At 42.1% G+C, this 20,831-nt stretch carries 18 protein-coding genes and 1 riboswitch; of the genes, 1 reads left to right on the top strand and 17 read right to left on the bottom strand.

Going from position 1 to position 20,831, the window contains the following annotated elements; all coding sequences use genetic code 11:
• Positions 1–68: 68 nt before the first annotated feature.
• The 6 genes from secA to ACFO9Q_RS13470 all read right to left on the bottom strand — a co-directional run bounded on the left by secA (position 69) and on the right by ACFO9Q_RS13470 (position 8,082).
• On the bottom strand, positions 69–2,582 hold the full coding sequence (gene secA, locus ACFO9Q_RS13445) for a preprotein translocase subunit SecA (RefSeq protein WP_379182805.1): 2,514 nt from the start codon (positions 2,580–2,582) through the stop codon (positions 69–71).
• 187 nt (positions 2,583–2,769) lie between these two features.
• Positions 2,770–3,315, bottom strand: a complete 546-nt coding sequence (gene hpf / locus ACFO9Q_RS13450; protein WP_379182806.1) for a ribosome hibernation-promoting factor, HPF/YfiA family — start codon at positions 3,313–3,315, stop codon at positions 2,770–2,772.
• A 103-nt stretch (positions 3,316–3,418) separates the two neighbouring features.
• Positions 3,419–4,357 carry a dTDP-4-dehydrorhamnose reductase gene (gene rfbD, locus ACFO9Q_RS13455; protein WP_379182808.1) on the bottom strand — a complete coding sequence of 313 codons (939 nt, stop codon included), beginning with the start codon at positions 4,355–4,357 and terminating at the stop codon, positions 3,419–3,421.
• Positions 4,358–4,608: 251 nt separating this feature from the next.
• On the bottom strand, positions 4,609–4,806 hold the full coding sequence (locus ACFO9Q_RS13460) for a cold-shock protein (protein WP_028608231.1): 198 nt from the start codon (positions 4,804–4,806) through the stop codon (positions 4,609–4,611).
• A 1,725-nt stretch (positions 4,807–6,531) separates the two neighbouring features.
• Positions 6,532–7,395: a hypothetical protein gene (locus ACFO9Q_RS13465; RefSeq protein WP_379182811.1), complete on the bottom strand. Its 864-nt coding sequence runs from the start codon at positions 7,393–7,395 to the stop codon at positions 6,532–6,534.
• Positions 7,396–7,782: 387 nt separating this feature from the next.
• Positions 7,783–8,082 carry a hypothetical protein gene (locus tag ACFO9Q_RS13470; RefSeq protein ID WP_379182813.1) on the bottom strand — a complete coding sequence of 100 codons (300 nt, stop codon included), beginning with the start codon at positions 8,080–8,082 and terminating at the stop codon, positions 7,783–7,785.
• A 300-nt stretch (positions 8,083–8,382) separates the two neighbouring features.
• On the opposite strand from ACFO9Q_RS13470, the gene ACFO9Q_RS13475 reads away from it, so the two are divergent.
• Positions 8,383–10,293, top strand: coding sequence for a glycosyltransferase (locus tag ACFO9Q_RS13475; RefSeq protein ID WP_379182815.1), 1,911 nt, complete (start codon positions 8,383–8,385; stop codon positions 10,291–10,293).
• A gap of 36 nt (positions 10,294–10,329) precedes the next feature.
• Here ACFO9Q_RS13475 and ACFO9Q_RS13480 read toward each other — a convergent pair whose 3' ends face one another.
• The 11 genes from ACFO9Q_RS13480 to flgL form a co-directional block, all read right to left on the bottom strand.
• On the bottom strand, positions 10,330–13,236 hold the full coding sequence (locus ACFO9Q_RS13480) for an IPT/TIG domain-containing protein (protein WP_379182817.1): 2,907 nt from the start codon (positions 13,234–13,236) through the stop codon (positions 10,330–10,332).
• Positions 13,237–13,301: 65 nt separating this feature from the next.
• Positions 13,302–13,390, bottom strand: a riboswitch (cyclic di-GMP riboswitch).
• 105 nt (positions 13,391–13,495) lie between these two features.
• Positions 13,496–13,858 (bottom strand): hypothetical protein, encoded by a 363-nt coding sequence (locus ACFO9Q_RS13485; protein WP_379182819.1) that lies wholly within the window; start codon positions 13,856–13,858, stop codon positions 13,496–13,498.
• Entirely contained in the window at positions 13,858–14,232 is a 375-nt protein-coding gene (fliS, locus tag ACFO9Q_RS13490) for a flagellar export chaperone FliS (RefSeq protein WP_379182821.1), read from the bottom strand. Before fliS ends, ACFO9Q_RS13485 begins: the two co-directional genes overlap by 1 nt.
• An 11-nt stretch (positions 14,233–14,243) precedes the next feature.
• Positions 14,244–14,597 (bottom strand): flagellar protein FlaG, encoded by a 354-nt coding sequence (locus ACFO9Q_RS13495; protein ID WP_379182823.1) that lies wholly within the window; start codon positions 14,595–14,597, stop codon positions 14,244–14,246.
• A 15-nt stretch (positions 14,598–14,612) separates the two neighbouring features.
• Complete coding sequence (gene fliD / locus ACFO9Q_RS13500) at positions 14,613–16,451, bottom strand: flagellar filament capping protein FliD (RefSeq protein WP_379182825.1); 1,839 nt, start codon at positions 16,449–16,451, stop codon at positions 14,613–14,615.
• Positions 16,452–16,525: 74 nt separating this feature from the next.
• On the bottom strand, positions 16,526–17,578 hold the full coding sequence (locus ACFO9Q_RS13505; protein WP_379182827.1) for a glycosyltransferase: 1,053 nt from the start codon (positions 17,576–17,578) through the stop codon (positions 16,526–16,528).
• Between the two features lie 66 nt (positions 17,579–17,644).
• Positions 17,645–18,457 (bottom strand): flagellin, encoded by an 813-nt coding sequence (locus ACFO9Q_RS13510; protein WP_379182829.1) that lies wholly within the window; start codon positions 18,455–18,457, stop codon positions 17,645–17,647.
• Positions 18,458–18,580: 123 nt separating this feature from the next.
• A complete protein-coding gene (locus tag ACFO9Q_RS13515) occupies positions 18,581–18,820 on the bottom strand; it encodes a carbon storage regulator (protein WP_379182831.1) in 240 nt (79 codons plus the stop codon).
• The gene (fliW, locus tag ACFO9Q_RS13520) at positions 18,821–19,240 is read right to left on the bottom strand and encodes a flagellar assembly protein FliW (RefSeq protein WP_379182833.1); all 420 of its coding nucleotides are present in this window, start codon (positions 19,238–19,240) and stop codon (positions 18,821–18,823) included.
• Positions 19,241–19,296: 56 nt separating this feature from the next.
• Positions 19,297–19,866, bottom strand: coding sequence for a DUF6470 family protein (locus ACFO9Q_RS13525; protein ID WP_379182836.1), 570 nt, complete (start codon positions 19,864–19,866; stop codon positions 19,297–19,299).
• 21 nt (positions 19,867–19,887) lie between these two features.
• Entirely contained in the window at positions 19,888–20,784 is an 897-nt protein-coding gene (gene flgL, locus ACFO9Q_RS13530; protein WP_379182838.1) for a flagellar hook-associated protein FlgL, read from the bottom strand.
• Between the last annotated feature and the right edge of the window lie 47 nt (positions 20,785–20,831).

Consider the following 20,831-nt stretch of genomic DNA (forward strand, 5'->3'; position numbering starts at 1 on the left):
AAAGTCACACAGCGGCATCATTCATTCCTCTCGCTTAACCATGTTAATGACTCAGCTGGTTAACGAGCTTACTTGCCGTGGCACTGCTTGTACTTCTTGCCGCTGCCGCATGGGCATTCGTCATTGCGGCCCACTTGGTTGCTGTCACGCTTCACCGGACGCTTCTCTGCCGGCTCGCTGCTGCCGCCGCTCGTGCTCGTCTGGCCCTTGGCAATCTCTTGACGCTCGAGGTTGCTCTCGACATGGGCCTTCATGATGTACTTCGCGACTTCCTCTTGGATATGCTCAATCATCTCCTTGAACATCTCGAAGCCTTCGAACTGGTACTCACGAAGCGGATCAGTACCGCCGTAAGCGCGAAGGTGAATCCCTTGACGAAGCTGATCCATCGCGTCGATGTGGTCCATCCACTTGCTGTCTACCGCACGCAGCACGACGACCTTCTCGAACTCGCGCATCGTCTCTTCGCCAAGCTGCTCTTCGCGCTCGTCGTAGAGCTTCGTCACGAGATTGAAGATGTACTCGACGATCTCTTCCTTCTCCTTGCCCCAGATCTGCTCCTTGGTCAGCATACCCTCCTGCAGAAGGTTGCCTCCAGCATAATCTACGATGGCCTGCAGATCCCAATCTTCCGGCACATCGTCCGATGAGCAATGTGCATCCACAATGCGCTCAACGACCGGCTTAATCATCTCCATGACATCCTGACGGATATTCTCCGACCCCAGCACCTCGCGGCGCTGCTTGTAGATGACTTCACGCTGTTGGTTCATGACATCATCGTATTGCAGGACAACCTTACGAATATCGAAGTTGTTGCCCTCTACCCGCTTCTGAGCGGATTCAATGGCACGCGTAATCATGCGGCTCTCGATCGGCTGGTCTTCGTCGAGTCCGAGACGATCCATCATGCCCATAATATTCTCGGAACCGAAGCGGCGCATTAATTCATCCTCTAGAGAGAGGTAGAATTGGGAAGAGCCTGGATCTCCTTGACGTCCTGCACGACCACGCAGCTGATTATCAATCCGGCGGCTCTCATGACGCTCCGTACCGATGATATGCAGACCGCCGATGTCATGGACGTTGTCTCCTAGCAGGATGTCCGTACCACGGCCAGCCATGTTCGTTGCAATAGTAACCGAGCCGGCTTGTCCCGCGCGGGAGATAATCTCTGCCTCTTCGGCGTGGAACTTGGCGTTCAAGACTTTGTGCGGGACTCCGCGCTTTTTCAACATGTCAGATAGACGCTCGGAATTCTCAATGGAGATGGTACCGACCAGCACGGGTTGATTCTTCTTGTGCCGCTCGAGGATCTCCTCCACGACTGCCTTGAACTTGCCGTTCACCGTCTTGTAGACGACGTCCTGCGAGTCTTGACGAATCATAGACCGGTTCGTAGGCACCTGGATAACTTCCAGACCGTAGATCCGCTTGAATTCCTCTTCCTCCGTCTTCGCCGTACCGGTCATGCCGGCCAGCTTGCGGTACATCCGGAAGTAGTTCTGGAACGTAATCGTCGCGAGCGTCATGCTCTCGTTCTGAACCTTGAGCTGCTCCTTCGCTTCGATCGCTTGATGCAGCCCGTCGCTGTAGCGGCGGCCGGACATGAGACGACCCGTGAATTCATCGACGATGACGACTTCATCTTCCTGTACGACGTAGTCGACGTCACGCTTCATAATGACATGCGCCTTCAGCGCTTGGTTAATATGATGGTTGAGCAGCACGTTCGCGTGGTCGAAGAGATTCTCAATGGCGAATGCCTTCTCGGCCTTCTCCACACCGCTCTCAGTCAGCGTCACGCTGCGCAGCTTCACATCTATGATATAGTCCTCTTCGTCCTGCAGACGGGAGATGAAGCGGTCAGCCGCATAATAGAGCTCTGTAGACTTCGCAGCCTGTCCAGAAATAATAAGCGGAGTACGCGCCTCATCGACGAGAATGGAATCCACTTCATCGATAATCGCGAAGTAGAGCGGACGCTGAACCATCTGCTCCTTGTAGAGCACCATGTTGTCCCGCAGGTAGTCGAAGCCGAACTCATTGTTCGTTCCGTAAGTAATATCAGATGCATAGGCCGCTTGCTTCTCTTCATGAGTAAGGCCGTGCAGATTACAGCCTACAGTTAGGCCTAGGAAGTTGTACAGCTGAGCCATCAGCTGGCTATCCCGTGAAGCCAGGTAATCATTGACTGTGATGACATGGACGCCCTTGCCTAGCAGAGCATTCAAGTAGACTGGAAGTGTCGCGACGAGCGTCTTCCCTTCCCCGGTTCTCATCTCGGCAATCTTGCCCTCATGCAGCACCATACCGCCGAGCAGCTGAACATCGAAGTGACGCATGCCAAGCGAGCGCTTGGATGCTTCTCTTACGGTTGCGAAGGCTTCCGGCAGAATATCGTCGGCTGTCTCACCCTTCTCAATCCTTGCCTTGAATTCCTCAGTCTTCGCCTTCAATTGTTCATCGGATAGAGCCGTATACGTAGGCTCCATGCCATTAATCTCTTCGACCGTGCGCATGAGGCGCTTGACCTCGCGCTCGTTCGCATCACCGAATATCTTTTTCACTAGTCCGAGCATGGTCTTCCCCTTTCGACAATACGCCTGTTTGCCTTAAATTGTAACAGTTTGTAGACACCGCCGCAACGCGACTGAGGGCTTTTCCAACATTATATAGTTCAGTAGTGAAGAGTTCGTTCCTGTACGTACAGGAAAGAGCCCTCTCCCCTCGCGGGGGGAAGGCTCTCCGTCAGCTTAGCTTGGCCTGTCAGCCCTGTTCAATCAGCCCATACTTCCCATCATCCCGCTTGTAGACGACGCTAATCTCCTTGCTGTCTACGTTAGAGAAGACGAAGAACGAATGGCCGACCATATTCATCTGCAGGATCGCTTCTTCTATGTCCATAGGCTTGATGGCATGCCGCTTCGTGCGGACAACCTCCAGCTCATCTTCTTCATCCAGTACTCGTACCGCCGACCCTTCCTCCTTGAAAAGAGTGCGGATCCCGCCGTCATAGCGGAACTTCCGGTTCACCTTCGTCTTATGCTTGCGAATCTGTCTCTCTAGCTTCTCTACTACATTGTCAATGGATGCGTACATGTCGGGGCTCTTGTCCTCGGCTCTCAGCATGACGCCTCGGAGCGGGATGGTCACCTCGACGCTGTGGTTTCCCTTGGTCACGGCTAGTGTAACGGTTGTTTCGGAGGTAATCGGTGCATCAAAATACTTTTCTAGGCGGCTCAGTTTTTTTTCAGCGTAGTCTTTGAGTGCATCAGTTAGTGGAATGTGTTGACCTCGAATGTTGTATTTCATGTAACACTCCTCCTTTACATAGCCTTATTATAGCACAGGAGACGGGCTGTCTCAAACTGTTTTCTATTAATTTAGAATTTTCTGAATATGGGTAATAGAGGGGTTAGGGGGCTGTGTTCAGTGAGTGGATGCAGTGCTGCAGGGACTCTCGCCAGGGCGGGAGTAGGGTGAAGCCGTTCGTACGGATCGCCGTGTGGTCCAGCATGGAGTAGGCCGGGCGCGGCGCGGGTCTAGGGAACTCGTCTGTGCTGCAGGGCAGCACCTGCGTGCGGGTGTTGCCTGCATAGTGGAAAATCGCCTGCGCAAACTCATACCAGGAGCAGGTCCCTTGGTTCGAGGCATGATAGATTCCATAATAGTCCGTCTGGACAAGCTCCAGCAGGAATCGGGCCAGATCGAACGTATATGTTGGCGAGCCAAGCTGATCGCTCACGACCTTGAGTTCGTCGCGCAGCTCGCCAAGCTGCAGCATCGTCTGGACGAAGTTTCTCCCATAGCGGCCGTATACCCAAGAGGTGCGCACGATGAAGTAACGGTCATGAAGCGTCTGGACGAGTTGCTCTCCCGCAAGCTTGGACTTCCCATAGACTGTCCGAGGATTGGGGCGGTCTGCTTCGTTATAGGGCACGGCGGACGTCCCGTCGAAAACGTAGTCGGTGCTGATGTATGCCAGCTTGGCATGGTGCTCTCTCGCGGCCAGCGCAAGGTTGCGCGTGCCGGCAGCATTGATGCGGTAGGCCGCGTCAGGCTCAGCCTCGGCCTGATCCACCGCCGTGTACGCGGCGCAGTGGATCACCGCTTGCGGCTGGTGCAGGGCCAGCGCTTCGCGGCACTGCTGCAGATCCGTGATGTCGAGCTGGCTGCGCGACAGCCCGATGATGTGGAGCCCCGAGGCGCCGGCTGCTCCAGCGCCGCGGTTCCCATGCGGCGCCTTCCCTCGCTCGCCTGCTGCCGCCTGCTCGCCCATGGCGCAGAGCTCCAGCCCCAGCTGTCCCCCCGCTCCCGTCACCAAGATCTTCGTCGTAGCTGGCTCACTCCCCATGCTGCCCCTCCTGACTGGTGACTTGTCGTCACGCGGGCTTTTTCCTAACCTATGCCCATTGCGTGCATTCACACACTCCTGTCATTCGCCATACTTCCAGCCGAGTACAGCATCTCTTCTCATGGCTATGCCGCTTGCGCAAGGATTATGTTAAGCAACACAGAAAAAAGCCCCGGGAAGCCCCGGAGCTTATGTGTAGTGTGAGTATGGTCAATAGAACCATCTATACGTTGGCTAGACTAGCCGGATGATTACAGTTTGACTACGTTAGCTGCTTGTGGACCGCGAGCGCCTTCAACGATATCGAATTCGACCGATTGGCCTTCTTCGAGAGTCTTGAAGCCTTCTGTCTGGATTGCTGAGAAGTGAACGAATACGTCTCCGCCTTGTTCAGTCTCGATAAATCCGTAACCTTTCTCTGCGTTGAACCATTTCACTTTACCTTGCATACATACAACATTCCCTTCATCATCAAATGCTGTGACGCCTTACGGAGCCCACAAATCGACTATACCACCGTCTCCGTAAATTTGTCAATCGCAAAAATGAAAGCGAATTCAACGATTGAATATCCACTTGAGAAAATGTAATATCATTTCGATTACAGCAGCTATAAAAAACAAAATAAACACGCAATAAGTGATAAGAGCTAATTCTTCCATACTTATTATCCTGAATGGCACATTTAGAATAAATGCCACCAAAGTAATATTAGATAGAGTCCTATATACTATTGCTTCTAGTGAAACTTTTCTATCTATCTTTCTGAAAAATATTAAAACTTCAAAGAAAGGATGTATCCAAAACTCAATCAAAAACTTTCTGTTCGACCAAAAGCTAAATATAAATGTCAGAGCTATTATTTGTAATGTTGTAAGCTGAATTTCATCTAACAATTGGCATCAATCCTTTTCGAGTCCGCGAGCGCTTTGAGCTTCAAGTAGCCTATAAATTGACATCGTCCACTATTCATAAATATCCTTATCATTATCTTCCCATGGAGCTCCATTTTTACTTATCCCCTAAAGTGTTTACAAGCAATAAACAAACAACAAAAATTAGAAAGCTGTACAATAGTAGTTTTCTACTCATTAGCTTCTCCTTTAACTTCATATTGATAACTTTAACAAAATGCTTTTTATACAAATAAGTTAAAACAGATGTAATAAACGTGATGTAAATTAGTTCCCACAACAAAATTTGCTTATTCAAGTACATATATAAGGCGAATATTTGGAAAAGAACAAATACGAAATATACTATTCTATAAATAATGGTCATCCTCCTCTATTATATACCACCACGTTACTGGCTAAGCTCCATACCGCAACAACATCAACGATCTCACAACAATAAATATCGTTATAATCGAGGCGATGAACAATACATATACGAAAGATATTTTCATAGAAATAGCAAATTTACTTAGCATTCTACAGATGAGGAATATGGCAATTACAACAATGAAGTAATACGTAACATCTAACCAAGCGAACAATTTGGACTCATTTAATATCATATTGTAAGAAGTAAATAGATTATTTCCATGAGTAATCCATTTCACTAAAAAAGGAACACATAATAGAAGCAAACATACCCATGACCTAAATAAAAAAACTCCTCTTGTAGCTGACGGTATCGATCTCAATACGATTAAACTCAGCAATAGAATGATAGAGGAGAGGATGGCCGTAATACCGATTACTATTAAAACCTTCAACATCGGAAAGCCAACAGACATCCAGTCTCTGGACTCCACATCAAGGTAATGAATCGTACTTATGAACCAAATTATAAAAAAGGCATAAATCTCATTATTCTTACTCGTTGCAATCATCTTATCCCCCATAATCTATCCTCATCTGTCTTGCCCTAACTTTCTATCAACCTTCTCATAAGGCTGAGGCACTTCTATCTTCGTCCACCAATAATCCGGGCCGTAATAGATTGTTTTAGACCAGTAATCAGAAGTTTCATGATAAATAATGCTGTCATCACCGATCTCTTCGAGATGGCCCCAGAAGGAATTAACTCGATCTATTGCCTCCTCCTTGGAGATATTGAAGTTAAGGACAAGCTTTCTCACAACTCGATTACAGAAACGTCTCGATACCTTCGTTGTTCTAAAGAGAAAATGACTAATTACCCTCACCTCTACCCCCAACATCATAGTCTTAAAGAAGCCATCCCCTGAATGGATATTCAGCCTCCATAGGGGCTATGACACCCCAGGCAAAGCACAGCACACTCCAACCTAGAATAACCATGTACGTTCGTCTTCTAATAATCACGAACGCAAATGAAAATAAAAATAAGAGGAGAGATCCGATTAAATAAATATTAGCCTGCATCGTATACCCTTCCATTAGACCCATTGCAAAAAACAAACCATAGGTCGCGGAGCAGACACCGACAATCTGCAGCAGTATTTTCCGGTAGGCTCGAACAGTAAGTGAAGCATTATAGTAGAGGAACAGCCCTGTTAAGGACCAGACTATCGTGGTGAATACCATACAGAATACAGCCATGACGATGATGGCAAAGATTGCATCTTCTTGAATGGGGTTCTTTGTATTGTTTTCATCAACGGTGAGTGTGTTGGTCTGACTGGCTTCCCTGTCATCTGATTCTACGGAAAGCTTCGCTTCATTAACCCATACTTGCATATCCTCATCGGTAACGTTAGGGTCACGGGATAAGTCCTTGAAAGGTTCCACATCCTTGCCTAGCACAACGTCCGATGCAATCGACCCAGGCAGATGCTTGTGAACATAATCAGAAGCCTCACGGTTCGTCAGCGTCTTCTTTCTCAGGCTCTCCAGATAGATAGGATGCACCTTGTCAAAAACCTCAATCTCACTGTCCTCCTGCTTCTGAACAACAACGGACTTTATTAAGATGGCCTTTTTCGGCTCATCCCACTCGATACTTCTGATAATATTCCTACTAATGAGATTGCTGTCTTCAGCCCGGACAAATCCAAGCATGTTCATACTTAGAGCTAATAATATGACTATCGCCAAAACGCTTCGCTTCAAGCTTAATCCCCCTATGTATCTACCGTTGGGTAACAAATGACTTCCTTCTGTAATAAATCCAACATACACCTGCAATTAAGACAACTATACCAACCAACTTATTAGTCCCAACCACAACAAGACAAACTACCAACAGGCCTATTGCCCATAGCAGATAAGTTAGCTTCTGCTTGCGGTATAAGATTGCTATTCCCGTACTTAAAAACAGCGCAACGGCAACATACACCGGTAATAAGTTTCCCGAGACCACGAGTGTCGTAAAATAAAACCATCCTGCGCTTACTAGCAGCCACAAGCAGCCGACCACCTTGTTCCTGTAAAATGAGGTTAGTCCATACAGGGCTACCGTAACACAAAAAAAGATGAACAATTCAAGAATCATGAACATTAGGAACTCCTCTCCCTCCTATAGAAATACTGAATGATCACAACCGGGATGCTGAGGCCGATCACTTCGATCAGGTTAAACAGCATGAACGACTGGTACCAATAAAGTTCCTCCGCATAGTTAACATCGGCTGGTTCCACCCGATAATTAAAAGCAAACAGGTGCCCAGCGAGCAGGGCTAGTACGCTCAGACAGGTGACCGTTATAAACCACAAGGCCCCCGCCGAAGACGAGAGCCTAGCATTCATTGCAACTACAGCTACCGGAAGCAGCAAAAGCTTACTTAAGCTTATAATCATTCCCGTCAGCGGTCCTGCTGCGTCTGCTATTAGGGTAAGTAAGATATGAGTGATGATTACGATTAGACAATTAAAAAACAATATTGTTGCCGCTCTCCGCATCGTTACTCCCATTCCTGCATGATGAGTTGTCTTACTCACGTCAAGAAGAAGCTTGCAACCTAACCTCAACTTGGTCCGTCTCAAAATCATCAATCTGACTCATTATTATCGGATGTGAATTCCATAAACATTATAATTAGAGAAGGAAAGTCCGATATTGATAATACTATACCAATGTCGAATTCACGTGGAGGCATAATGGAGACATTAATATCATTATGTATGATTGTAAAAGATGAACAAGAAGTTCTCGGTAGATGCTTAGAGAGCGTTAAAGATCTTGTAGATGAGATTATTATTGTTGATACTGGATCATCTGATCAAACAATAGAGATTGCTCTTACTTACACATCTAAGGTATACACATTTAAATGGATAGATGACTTCGCAGCAGCTAGAAATGAATCCATTAAGTACGCCACAGGAAAATGGATATTAATTCTTGATGCTGACGAATTTATTCTAAAGGAAGACCATGATGATCTGAGAATTTTTTTGTTGCAACAAACTAATACACACCCAACACTATATTCAGTAAGGGTAATTAACTACTTAGGAGCTGGTCAAGATACATCGCAAATTATGGACTCTTCGGCAGCGCGGATATTTCCCAATTATAAGGGATTATATTATGAAGGATCCCTGCACGAACAGCTAACTGCCGGAACAGTACCTGTCCGATATTTAAGTTATCCACTATCGGTTCATCATGATGGATACATCGAGACAACTGTTATAAAGAAGCAAAAAACGGAAAGAAACTTATCTATATTAGAAAAAAACAAACAGCAGTTAATGATGAATGAAGCATACTATAACTTTATTCTCGGAAATGAATACAAGAAAATGGATAGCTCTATTGCCATGGCCATTAATATGTATAGTAGATCCTTGAGTATGACGAAAGATACCGATAGCTGGTATCATCATTTACTCATCTCATACATCACATTGGAAATGAAAGTGGAAAACTACGAAGCTGCTTATCAATTGCTTTTAGATGCTATTCAGCTAAACCCTAATATTTCTGAATATTACTGTATGCTAGGTATTCTTTATAATCAATTTTCATTATGGAATCAAGCCTGTTCATCGTTTGAGAATGCCATTAGAATTGCAAATGAAGCAAACAATAGTAAAGTGCCTCATTGGAAAGTTTACTCAATGTACGGCACTGTAGTTCCTAATCAGATGCTTGGATATGTTGCATTAGCTAGGAATGATCGTAAGTTAGCAATTGAGAAATGGATTAACGTTCTGAAATTGCAACCCAAGAACTTTACTCTATTAAGTAAAATGTTCGAACAACTTATACATAATTACACTACACTTGAGGTAATCCATTTATTCAATCTCCTATACAAAAATGCCGGTATTATTGAATACAATATTCTTTTTAACCTCTCACTCAAAACAGGTCATAAAGAGTTAGCCGACTATTATGGGAATATATTAATTAACTTGCGTTATGTGTTTAACAATCAGGAAATGATTATGTATCACTTACTCTTCAAAAGAACTCATGACATGAACAGGTTTGAGATATCAACGCTCTCTCCTGAAGTCGGCTTTGTCGCTGCATTAGTATATAATGAGCAACAGTACCTTGAGCAAATAAGTCATGATATAGAAGGTACAATGGAACTTTGGACCTATGTTCATCATTCAAATCAATATTCATCTAACAGTTTATCAGAACAAACTGCAAATATATTACTTCCAAAGGTTCTAGTTCTATTACTTACATGGAATTATGAAGATCTGTATTACAACCTATTGCAATCTGTGGCAGATCAAAGAACTGTAAATAAACTAGCTCACTTGCTGCACACTAGAGGGTACAGCCAACTATCTATGCCATTATATTCTATGCTCATTGATAACGGTGTGGTTGATTTGGATGGAATAAAAAACGTTGGAGTGTGGCAACTTCAACAGAATGAAGTGGAGCTTGGTCTTATCCTTATTGATGAGTATATCTCATCAGTAAGTTCCTATGATGCATTGGGTGCCGTTCGTCATTATTGCAGTGATGACCAATATCAAATCCTTCATACCAAGTTTCTGGCTCTTTACCCTGAAGCATCTAACTATACATTCCTCAAATAAAATGGAAGACCAGCCGAAGCGGCTGGTCTCTTTAACTTAATTATACGTATATACAACTCCGTTACTCTGTTGATTATCCGGATTAACGACTGTTACGATTACAGGTCCAGCTAGTCCAGCTGGCACTTTAATTCTTATTCTAGTATCACTTACATAGTAGAAGTTTAACCCTTCGATAGATCCAAAGTATACTTTTGCCCCTCTTTGGATATTGCTCCCATTAATATACATTGTGTTTCCACCTGCTGCTGCACCGCTAGTAACACTCAACGATGTGATTACAGGTGCTGGGGCTAGAGGAGGTGCCTCGTATACAAAATTGAACGACGCTGATTGTCCATTCGTGTGTGTAACAACAATTGGGACAGACCCAGTTGCAACACTGGCAGGTGTTACAATTTTCAATCTCACATCACTTATAAAGTTAACTGGAACACTTACACCATTGACGGTAACTGTCATTCCGCTAACAAAGTTCGTTCCATTAATGTACACAGTTGTCCCGCCAGCGATTGGACCCGAACCTACAGAGAGTGAAGTAATTGTAGGCACTACACCTGTATATTCATATGCTTCAGCTAGAGTACTTGACTGTCCATTAGGATTCGTCCAAGTTACGTCTACCTTTCCAATAGATAGATTAGCAGGAACGGTAACTCTTGCACGCTCAGAACTAATTACTGTAATACCCGTCGCATTGGAAGCGCCAAACTTAACAGTTGCTCCACTTCTAAGATTAATGCCATCAATATAAATCTGCTCTCCGCCTGAAGTTGTACCTGTAGTTACAGATAGACTTAATATCGTAACTGGTTCGGGCACAGGCTCAGTGTATTCATAAGCACTTGGTAATGTTGCTGACTGATTTACATTCGTAACTGTAACATCAACAGTACCAACTGTTGCTGCAGGAGTCTTTGCTCTTAGTCTTGTACTGCTGATATAAGTTACTGACTGCGCTTCTAGATTACCAAAGAACACTTGAGTCGAAGATGAGAACATTGAACCGTCAATATAGACATTCTCTCCACCAGTTGTCAGACCCTTGCTTGGAGAAACACTAGTAATTGTTGGAGTAGGGTAAACAGGTTCGGTATAAGTAAAAGCATCTTCAAGAACATATGAATTGTTATCTAAATCTAGTACGGTAACATCAACAACTCCTGGAATTGATGCAGTTGGTATGATTACTCTTAAGCGACTATCTGAGATATAAGTGGTGCTTGCCTCGAAATCTCCAATTTTAACTTTCATACCTGACTTGAAGTTTGAACCATTAATGTATGAGTTACTACCCCCTGTAGTTAATCCTGTATTGGGGGAAATATTAGTGATTACTGGGTCCGTTTTAGGTGGGGCTTCATAAGTATATCCACCAGTTATTGTTGTACTCGTTCCATCTGGATTGTTGATTGTCACGTCAACTGCTCCTGCTGCTTCCCCAATCGGTGCAAACACCCTTACGTATGTTGAGTCTGGTTGAAAATTCTTCTGTGCAACTTTATCACCGATTTTTACTTGGACTCCATTCATCATGTAACTACCTTGTATTAGTACATAATTACCGCCAGATAATGGACCAGAATTAGGCGAAATAGATGTTACAATTGGATCAGCCTTGTATTGAAACGCAGATGTTGCTTTCTGATTATCTGGGTTCGTTACCGTTACATTCACAGTACCTTGTTCACCAGCTGGTGTAGTTACTGTGAGTTGTGATGAACTATTATACTGTACATTCTGAGCTGTGTTTGCTCCAAACTTAACTACAGCACCATTAACAAAATTTTCTCCATTAATAACAACCGTTTCTCCGCCTGCTGGATGACCTTCTGCCTCAACTATTGATGTTATCTCTGGTTTAGGCAGCTTAACAGTTAGATTTACATTTGGAGTAACTCTTGTACGAACTGCCCCAGCATAGTCTTTATATACTATGTTTGAACCAGCGTTTGTAACTGCTAGTGAACCTGTTTTGGTCTTATCAACAGGCCTAATTTTATAAGTAAACGTTAATGTTTGATCCTTTAATTCATTGAAAGTCCACGTTAGGATGTTGCCGTTCACTTCAGGTTTTGGAATATTATTAAGGTATGAATCAGGAACTATCTCAAAATCTGGTGCAACTATGTCTGTAACAGTAACATCATATGCACTAGCTAATCCAATTTCTCTAACAATTGCCGAATATATCTCGCTTAATCCTGTGGAACCTAATACAAAGTGATGATGATTTGCAGTCGTCGCCATTTCTTTTAGCAAAATGTTCGGACCACTAGTCGCAGGATCCTCAGTTGGTCTAAGAAGTGCAATTGTGTAGAACACAATACCCGCTTCTTTAGCTTCTAACGCTTTAGATTTAGCATATTCATAAGGATTACCTTGTGGCTGTGTTGCATCACCATCAGTTAAAAGCAGAATAACTGGATGAGCTTCAGGACGGTGATCTTGTAAGAGTTGTATCGCAGTACCAATTGCATCTCCTGTTGCAGTCGATCCATTAGAAGAAATTCCATCAATATAGTTCTTTATATCATCTTTACTTGTTGAGAGAGGAAATGAGCCTATTTGATTAGAGGATGAGAAATCAACAATACCAACTCGGTGTTTTGTTAAATCCATCAAATCAATAAAGCCTTTTGCTGCATTCTTAGCATTGGTCATTTTGTCCTCGCCAGCATTTGGCTCGTAAGTAGGAGCCATACTTCCTGACTTATCTATGACCAGAATAACATCATTCGGAACAACAACACTAACTGGCGGGGTTCCTTGAATTTGCAGCTTAACCTCTGCTTCTTCTTCTGTTGTAATTGTACTTGGATTAACCTGTTTGACAATAGATACATAATTCGCTGATGCCTCTGCCGATGGAGCAGTTATCGTGCCTCCTAATGCCAACAAAAATGTAAACATCAATAAAAGTAAAGGTTTTACCTTCTTCATCACATAACCTCCTAGAGTGTTATAAAAATAAAAACAATAGCAGATTGCTATTGTTTAAAAAACAAATGGGCAACCTGGCAATCTTATTCTCATATAAGAATTAAGACCCATAGCTTTGCGTCACTGCATCTCTACAGTTTTGCCAATATGTATTTTTTACCAACTATTATAGTAGTATTATACTACTAGTCTCCCAACATATCAATCCAATAAAGTATAAAAGTACTACTTTTACACAAAAATAGGACAAGATTTTGTCCTATCTTTGTCTATCTATAAAGTATCCTTCGACTTGCGGTATGTCTGATAGGTACATTGATCTAGCTTTCTTTACTTTGCTGGCTTGATTAATGTGTTGTCGAAGTATTGTTAATTCTGATTGGATTGCTTTGTTAGCTTCATTCTCAAGCTGGAGACATTCTCTTATTATGATATAGTCATCATCAGACCAACTAATATCAGATTGTAATGACAATTGATTCTGAAGATTCAAATGTTCTAACTGAAGTTTTAATAACTTTTCTGCTGAGTCTTCATTTTTCATATCCATAGAAATTATCTCTTCTGATATTTTCACCATTGAGACTAGTATATTACTTCTTTCCTCTGCCCCCATGCCCATCAACTAGACACCTTTAAGCTTTTGAGGGCATCGGCCCAGGTATCGCGAAGATCCGACACTAGACTGATGCACTCTTCAGCTGCTTTAATATCCAAATTGATATTTGCTAGAGATAATTTATGTTGAATGAACTCGTACAATTTGTATAAATCCTGCGATAGATCATATTGCATGTCTAATGTAGCTTGTAGCTCATCAACAATATTTAGTGCTTTAATAAAATTGGTATGCTTGCCTTGAATGTCATTCTTTTGAATGCAAGATATTCCATACTTAATGAATCTTAAGCAGCCATTCATTAGAATTAATGTTAACTCACCAGGCGATGCAGTTTGAATCTGACTGTTCATATAACTGCTTTGCGCTTGAAGCATCACGGCACCTCTTATCTTTTCTCGTCAATAATGGCCCCAACGGTTAACTCTTGCAGCTTTTCAACTATCTCAATGAATTTTTCAGATGGAATTTCTCTAATAATTTCTTGTGTATCTTTGTTAAGCACCTGAACAATAAGATGCCCAGAATCATGCAGCTTATAATTAAAAACATGAGGCGTTCCAGCTACAGCAAGATTTGCTTTATCGATTGCCTGAAGCAATGCGCTCTCAGATACAGACAATATTTCAAACTTACTCTTTTCCTTAATTACGTCATATTCTCCTGCTACTCTAACGATAGGGATTGCAGTATCTCTAGCAGTTGCTGACTGACTTTGAGGCAGTACGGGTTGAATGCTCATTGCGTAGCCCCCTCTTTATCCTAATTGTTGCGATAACCATGACATTGTCGCGTTACTGTTTGCTATTGCTGTCTCCATTGCAGAGAATCTTTTATAATAACTGTCCTCTTTTTTCGACAACATTGAATCCATAGCTTTAATTTTGAACTCCAACTGACTAACTCTTCTACCTATTTCTGCTGTTGAGTCACTATTAGATGCTCCAACTCTTCCAGCCTTATCAATTAATCCACCAATAAGACTATCTACACGATTATACATGCTGACCATGATACCTTCTTGACTTTCGAACCCGGGATTGTTTGTCAGTAACTTATTAACAGACTCTGGATCTGCAGCGATAGCTTCTCTGAGTTTTGCTTCATCCACTTTTATTTTCCCAGCATCCTGTGGAAACCCTCTCATGTATGGTACAGTAGATATTCCGATTGCTGACAGTGTATTGAACTCTTCAGGAAGACCATCCACAGTTTTACTAAACAGCTCTCTGAGTGAGCTTTTCACATTTTTTAACACAATAGAATTTCCCAATAGACCTTTCTTCACTTCAGCATCCCACAACGCAATATCAGAGTCTTTCATTTCTTGCTTTTCCTCACTAGATAGCGGAAGATATCCTCTTGATTTATCTTCAGACAGACGTTTATTTACTAAGTCAATCATGTCATTGTATGCGGTTATAAACCCTTTGACTTTATCAACTATAGTATCAGGATCTGCAGCAAGGGTAATCGTTATATCTGTACCAGTTGCTTGATTGAGTTTAAAGCCTATCCCATCTTTGTTAAACGAATTTGATGCTTCACTATAGGCTACCCCGTTATAAGTGAATTGTGCATCAAGACCCGTATCCACGTTACCAATCAAGGAATCAGATGGCAATGATCCTGATGCATTCGTAATGACTTGGAGGAAATTACCATTTCCTGTAGCTTCTAAATTCACTTCAGATGACAGTCCTGTTAGTCTGCTCTTAAATTGAAATTGATCTGTATTCACATTGTAGCTCATTGTAACACCTGCTGAAGAACTGTTTACCTTGTTCATAATTGACTGCAAGGTATCATCACCTGTGAAACTAATGGTTACGCCATTGATTTTAAAGTCATTTTGAACTGGATCAATTTGTAACGCTTTATTAAACTTATTATTCGAGCTCAAGTCACTGAGTTTTGTATTCATATTTAATCTGTACATCTGATTCTCATTAAAGCCGAGGGCTGTTAAGGCACCATTGCTATCATTAACAACAACTTGCGGCATATACCCTGACTTTTCAACCGGGTCCAACTTTATGCTGCCTGCATCTGTTGATACTGTTATTTTATTTGATCCAAATGCATTATTTATTCCATTCTGCAAAGCACCAGCTAGTTCGTTTGCATCGTTATAGACACCTGGTGCCAATGTGACCATTTTGGCCATATTATCTAAGGTTACAACGAGCTTGTCATTATCACCTGCAATAACCTCTACGGGGGATGATACTACGCTGCCTTTTAATCCTAACCTCGTTATATCTTCAGTACCATTTACAACGGCCGCTTCCGCTAATTGGGTTACATTAATTGTTTTTGTACCTGTACCCGTTATTGACGATGCATTAACTAATACCTCGGTACTTGATGAACTAGCTTTTAATCCAGTCATGTTAGAGCTATACCGAATTGTATTTAGAGACTCTCGAAGAGCAGACATCTTTGTGTTGATCTCTCTGTATAATTCCGACTCATAACTAAGTAGCGTTTGCTTTTGTATTAACTTCTGTTGTGGCATTCTTTCGACTTTCATGAGATCTCCAATAATTTTATCTATATCCAACCCGGACGACATACCCGTAAGTCTCATTACCATAGCGGTAACCAACTCCTTTTTTTATATTCCTACATAATATATCGTTATATTTTTCTATTATTATTAGTCTTTTTTCAAAGTTTACTGAGTCTCTCTATAGAAGGTTTGAAGTGATATTGTGCAGCATAGGAGTAATAGCTAGCAGCATCTGACATTTGATTTAATAGTTCATAATATACCCCCAGATTATGTGCTGCACGGAAGGTCCCCGTACCAACTACTGTAGTATATTTATCCGTATCTCCTATAGATAAGGCTAATTTATAATACCTATCCATTTGTTGAAAGTTACCTACTTCCATAGATAATACCCCTAGTACGAATGGTAAGTCAGGAAACCTTGGATACTGATCTATAAATGGAGAAATCAATTCAATTGCTTCATTTGCAAATCCAAGCTCTTTAAGCGTATAAGCTAACTGAACAAGCATGACTGGAAAATAATAATGTCCAAATTGCCCAAGCTCCATACTAGCTATATATGCTTTATAAGCATCGCTATAGTTTTTGTTAGAGTAATGGAGCTTACCTAATTGATACAGCATATAACCATTATTCTTATCATTCTCCAGAATCTTTAGGTAAAGCTGACTATACCGGTTATATTTATCTTTCTTTTTATATTCCTCTGCAGTGTATCCATAATGGTAAATAAGTATATTGGTATCTACTTCTTGTCCTGCAATATTGTCAATAGATTCTAGTTGCTCATGAACAACACCTACATATCTGTATCCATTCTGGGAAGGGAAAATTCTAGATGTACGGTGTCTAGTAGATTCATTGTCATTTACATTTTCAATGATTACACTCCCGACCCTCTGTTCACATATTTGTAAGTAATCTTCTACTTGCTGCTCAATATCTGTACATAATTCTTCATCCGCATCGAGAACAAGAATATAGTCACCTGTGGCATGTTGTAATGATAGATTTCTTGCTGCTGAGAAATCATCAGTCCATGTATGATGAATAACTGTAGCGCCTTTGTTCTTCGCTATGTCAATCGAGCGATCTGTGGAGCCCGTATCTATAACAATGGTTTCATATGTAGTCGGGATGCTAGATAACGAACGCGGCAAATGTTCTTCTTCATTTTTGACAATCATACACACACTGATTTTCATATGGTGGTAGCCTCCAGGAATGAAAAAGAAGCCCACAATAGGAGTGGGCCTCTAATTAATTAAAAATTAACGAAGCAGTTGCAGAACGCCTTGAGGAGCTTGATTAGCCTGTGCAAGCATTGCAGTTGATGCTTGTTGTAGAATGTTGAATTTCGTGTACTTCATCATTTCAGCAGCCATATCTGTGTCACGAATACGTGATTCAGCAGCTTGCAGGTTCTCTGCATTCACACCAACGTTATTGTATACATGCTCCAATTGATTCTGAGCAGCACCTAGTGCAGAACGATGAGTATTAATTGTCTCAATAGCTGTGTCAACAAGTGCTAGTTCAGCAACAGCATCAGCAGCAGTAGATACACCATTAACAGCAAGTGTAGCAGCATCGATATCAATTCCTGAGAAATCGATAGCTACTGCATCGTTAGTTGTTGGTCCTGTTTGAATTGTAACAGTACCGCCAGAACCATCAAGCAATGTAACTCCGTTGAATTGGAAGTTGTCAGAGATATCAGTAATAGCAGTCATAAGATTTTGATATTCTGCATCCATAGCTGCACGATCTGTATCATTATACGTACCATTGGAAGACTGAACCGCAAGTTCTTTCATACGAGTCAGCATGTCAGATACTTCATTCATTGCACCTTCAGCAGCTTGTACCATTGAAATACCATCTTGTGCATTACGCATACCTTGGTTTAAGGATTTAATTTGGGAGCGCATTTTTTCAGAGATCGATAGACCAGCTGCATCATCAGCAGCGCGATTGATTCTGTACCCGGATGACAATTTTTCCGAAGACTTACCGGATTGAATGTTGTTGAATACCAGGTTACGGTGTGAATTCATTGCATTAAGATTGTGATTAATAATCATTGATGTGTTCCTCCTTGAAATAGTAGGTTTCCACTTCCTTGTGGAGTAGGCTTTCGCCTTACTTAAATATTATCGGAGGTTTTGTTGTAGATGTTTATAGCAGCTACGAAAATAGATTCTATTTTATTGGTTTTTCTCAGTACTTTTGAACCAGTCCTTTAGTTTCACCATCTCATCCTTTGACATAATCGAATTCCGATTAGTTGAACGCACATCATCTACAACTTCTTTACGAAGAATGTTGTATTCCTTTGGTGCAGAGATTCCAATTTTCACTTGCTCTCCCTCAACGGCCGTTATAACAATCTCTATATCTCCGTTTATAATGATGGATTGGCCCTTTTTCCGACTAAGTACAAGCATTTATCTTCCTCCATTTTTGCTGGGAAATAATGGAGCATTTACAACGTACTCTTGCCCGCTTGGAATGAATTGTCTCCCAATCGAGCTACTAATATTGACTACTAGTGGAGCAAGTAAGTTAACTGTGGATTTCTCGAATGGCTGATGGATAGTAAGTATATTTAGGATCAACACCTCTTCATATGTTTGCACCTGAAGTGTTTCCTGTAATTCAACAGAGAGCTTTATCTCATATTGTGGATAGAAGTGAAAAGGCGAGATTACGACAAACTCAACAGTTGGGTCATCTACACTTTTAAGAATAAAGTAAGGACTATCCTCTGAATCCGAAAGACTTTGCAAGATAAATTCACTTAAATGTTCAAAGCCTATAATACTCCGTCCGACATTTATGCTTATGCTTTGAAACGGATTACTCAAAATTTTCAACCTCCTAGTAATAAAACAACAATGCTATAGCATCAGCTATAGCATTGTCATTTATATAAATCATAATTCGTCACTTCAATGGAAATAGAATTCTGCTGTCTTAAATAAATATCCAGATTACCTCTCTGAGCTGTAATCTCAGGTTTACGTGGATTATATTGAATATCTACTTGGGAAGGTTCAATCTCTGTAGTGATTGAACCTGGCTGGAAGTTAAGCTTAACATTGTTGAAGCCAGGAGCTGCAATCTGATATTTCACAGTACTAGGTGTATTCATGTTAGCTCTAGCCAGGTCAGCAAATGCCGATCTTGAGTTTGTAATATCAGCCATACGCTTCCCTTGATCAACCTTGTGAGCCAATAACTGAAGATATACAGAATCCATCTGACTGTAGATGGCTGAGCTCCACTCTAGATTCGGCCCTTTCCCTAGAGCATGCCAAGCTTGTGAGGAGTCCACTTCAAGCTTAGATGGCTCCGATGAGAAATTCATTGCTGCACTTGGCTGCTTAATAGATTGCTCCCCTCGGGGGGAGACGATCTCTTGTCTTGCTCTCTCTGCATGAATACCAATTGCTGCAAAGGTCTGTCTAATAGACAATCGTGAGTCGTTCACTAGGCTATCACCTCAAATCCGTTATCTTAAATAGTCAATGAGGGAGGGTTGAATAATTTTCGCACCTGTTGACAGTGATGCCTGGTAAACAGACTGCTCTTGGTTAAAGTTCATTATGGTCTCAGCCATATCAGCATCTTCTGTCTGTGACTGAAGACCTGTTAAGTTTACATTGAGATCTTCTAGCCTTGTCCCAATTAATTCGACACGATTTGTACGTGCACCAACCTCAGAACGAATATTAATGACTTTCTCAAACCTACTTTGCAGTAATGCACTAGCATTGGCTAATCCTGGCTTATCATTGGATGTTAATGCATTTTCAATATCCTTTAATACCTTGAATAAATTATCACTGTCACCAGATGCACCAAACACTTCATTGCCAGTTACGTTAACGGGTATGTTAATTCCTGCTGAAAAAATTACTGAGAATTTTTGAGTATCCGTATCTTGAGTCTGAGCATTTAGAGTATCGTAAGGCTTAATATCAGTAAATTGTCCATTAAATATAAACTTGCCATTCAACGTTTCGTTACCAGCCATAACAGCTTGCTCATAGATCTGTCCCACTTCAATCGCAATAGCATTAAGTGCGGACTGTGGATTCGTATCGTTGAGACCTTGTACAGTAAGTTCCTGAACCTTCTGCACCATATCATTCACTTGCCCAATAATTGAATCAGTGAAATTAAGCTGAGACTTCGCCTGTGCAATGTTCTTGTCAAACTGCTCATTCATCGACAGCTCGCTGCGGTAGCGGAGGGAATAGGTGATGCCGGCTGGGTCGTCGGATGGCTTGTTGAGCTTGCGGCCGGTAGAGAGCGTGTTCTGCTGATGGTCCATGCGGACCATATTGTGATTGATGTTGCGCATGAGCTGGCTGTGCATCATGCCTGGGGTTACGCGGAGTGCCATGGCTTAAGTTCCTCCTTCATATACAATGCTGAATATTGGCCGTAGTG

The sequence above is a fragment of the Paenibacillus sp. GCM10023252 genome, assembly GCF_042653305.1.
GTDB lineage: Bacteria > Bacillota > Bacilli > Paenibacillales > Paenibacillaceae > Pristimantibacillus.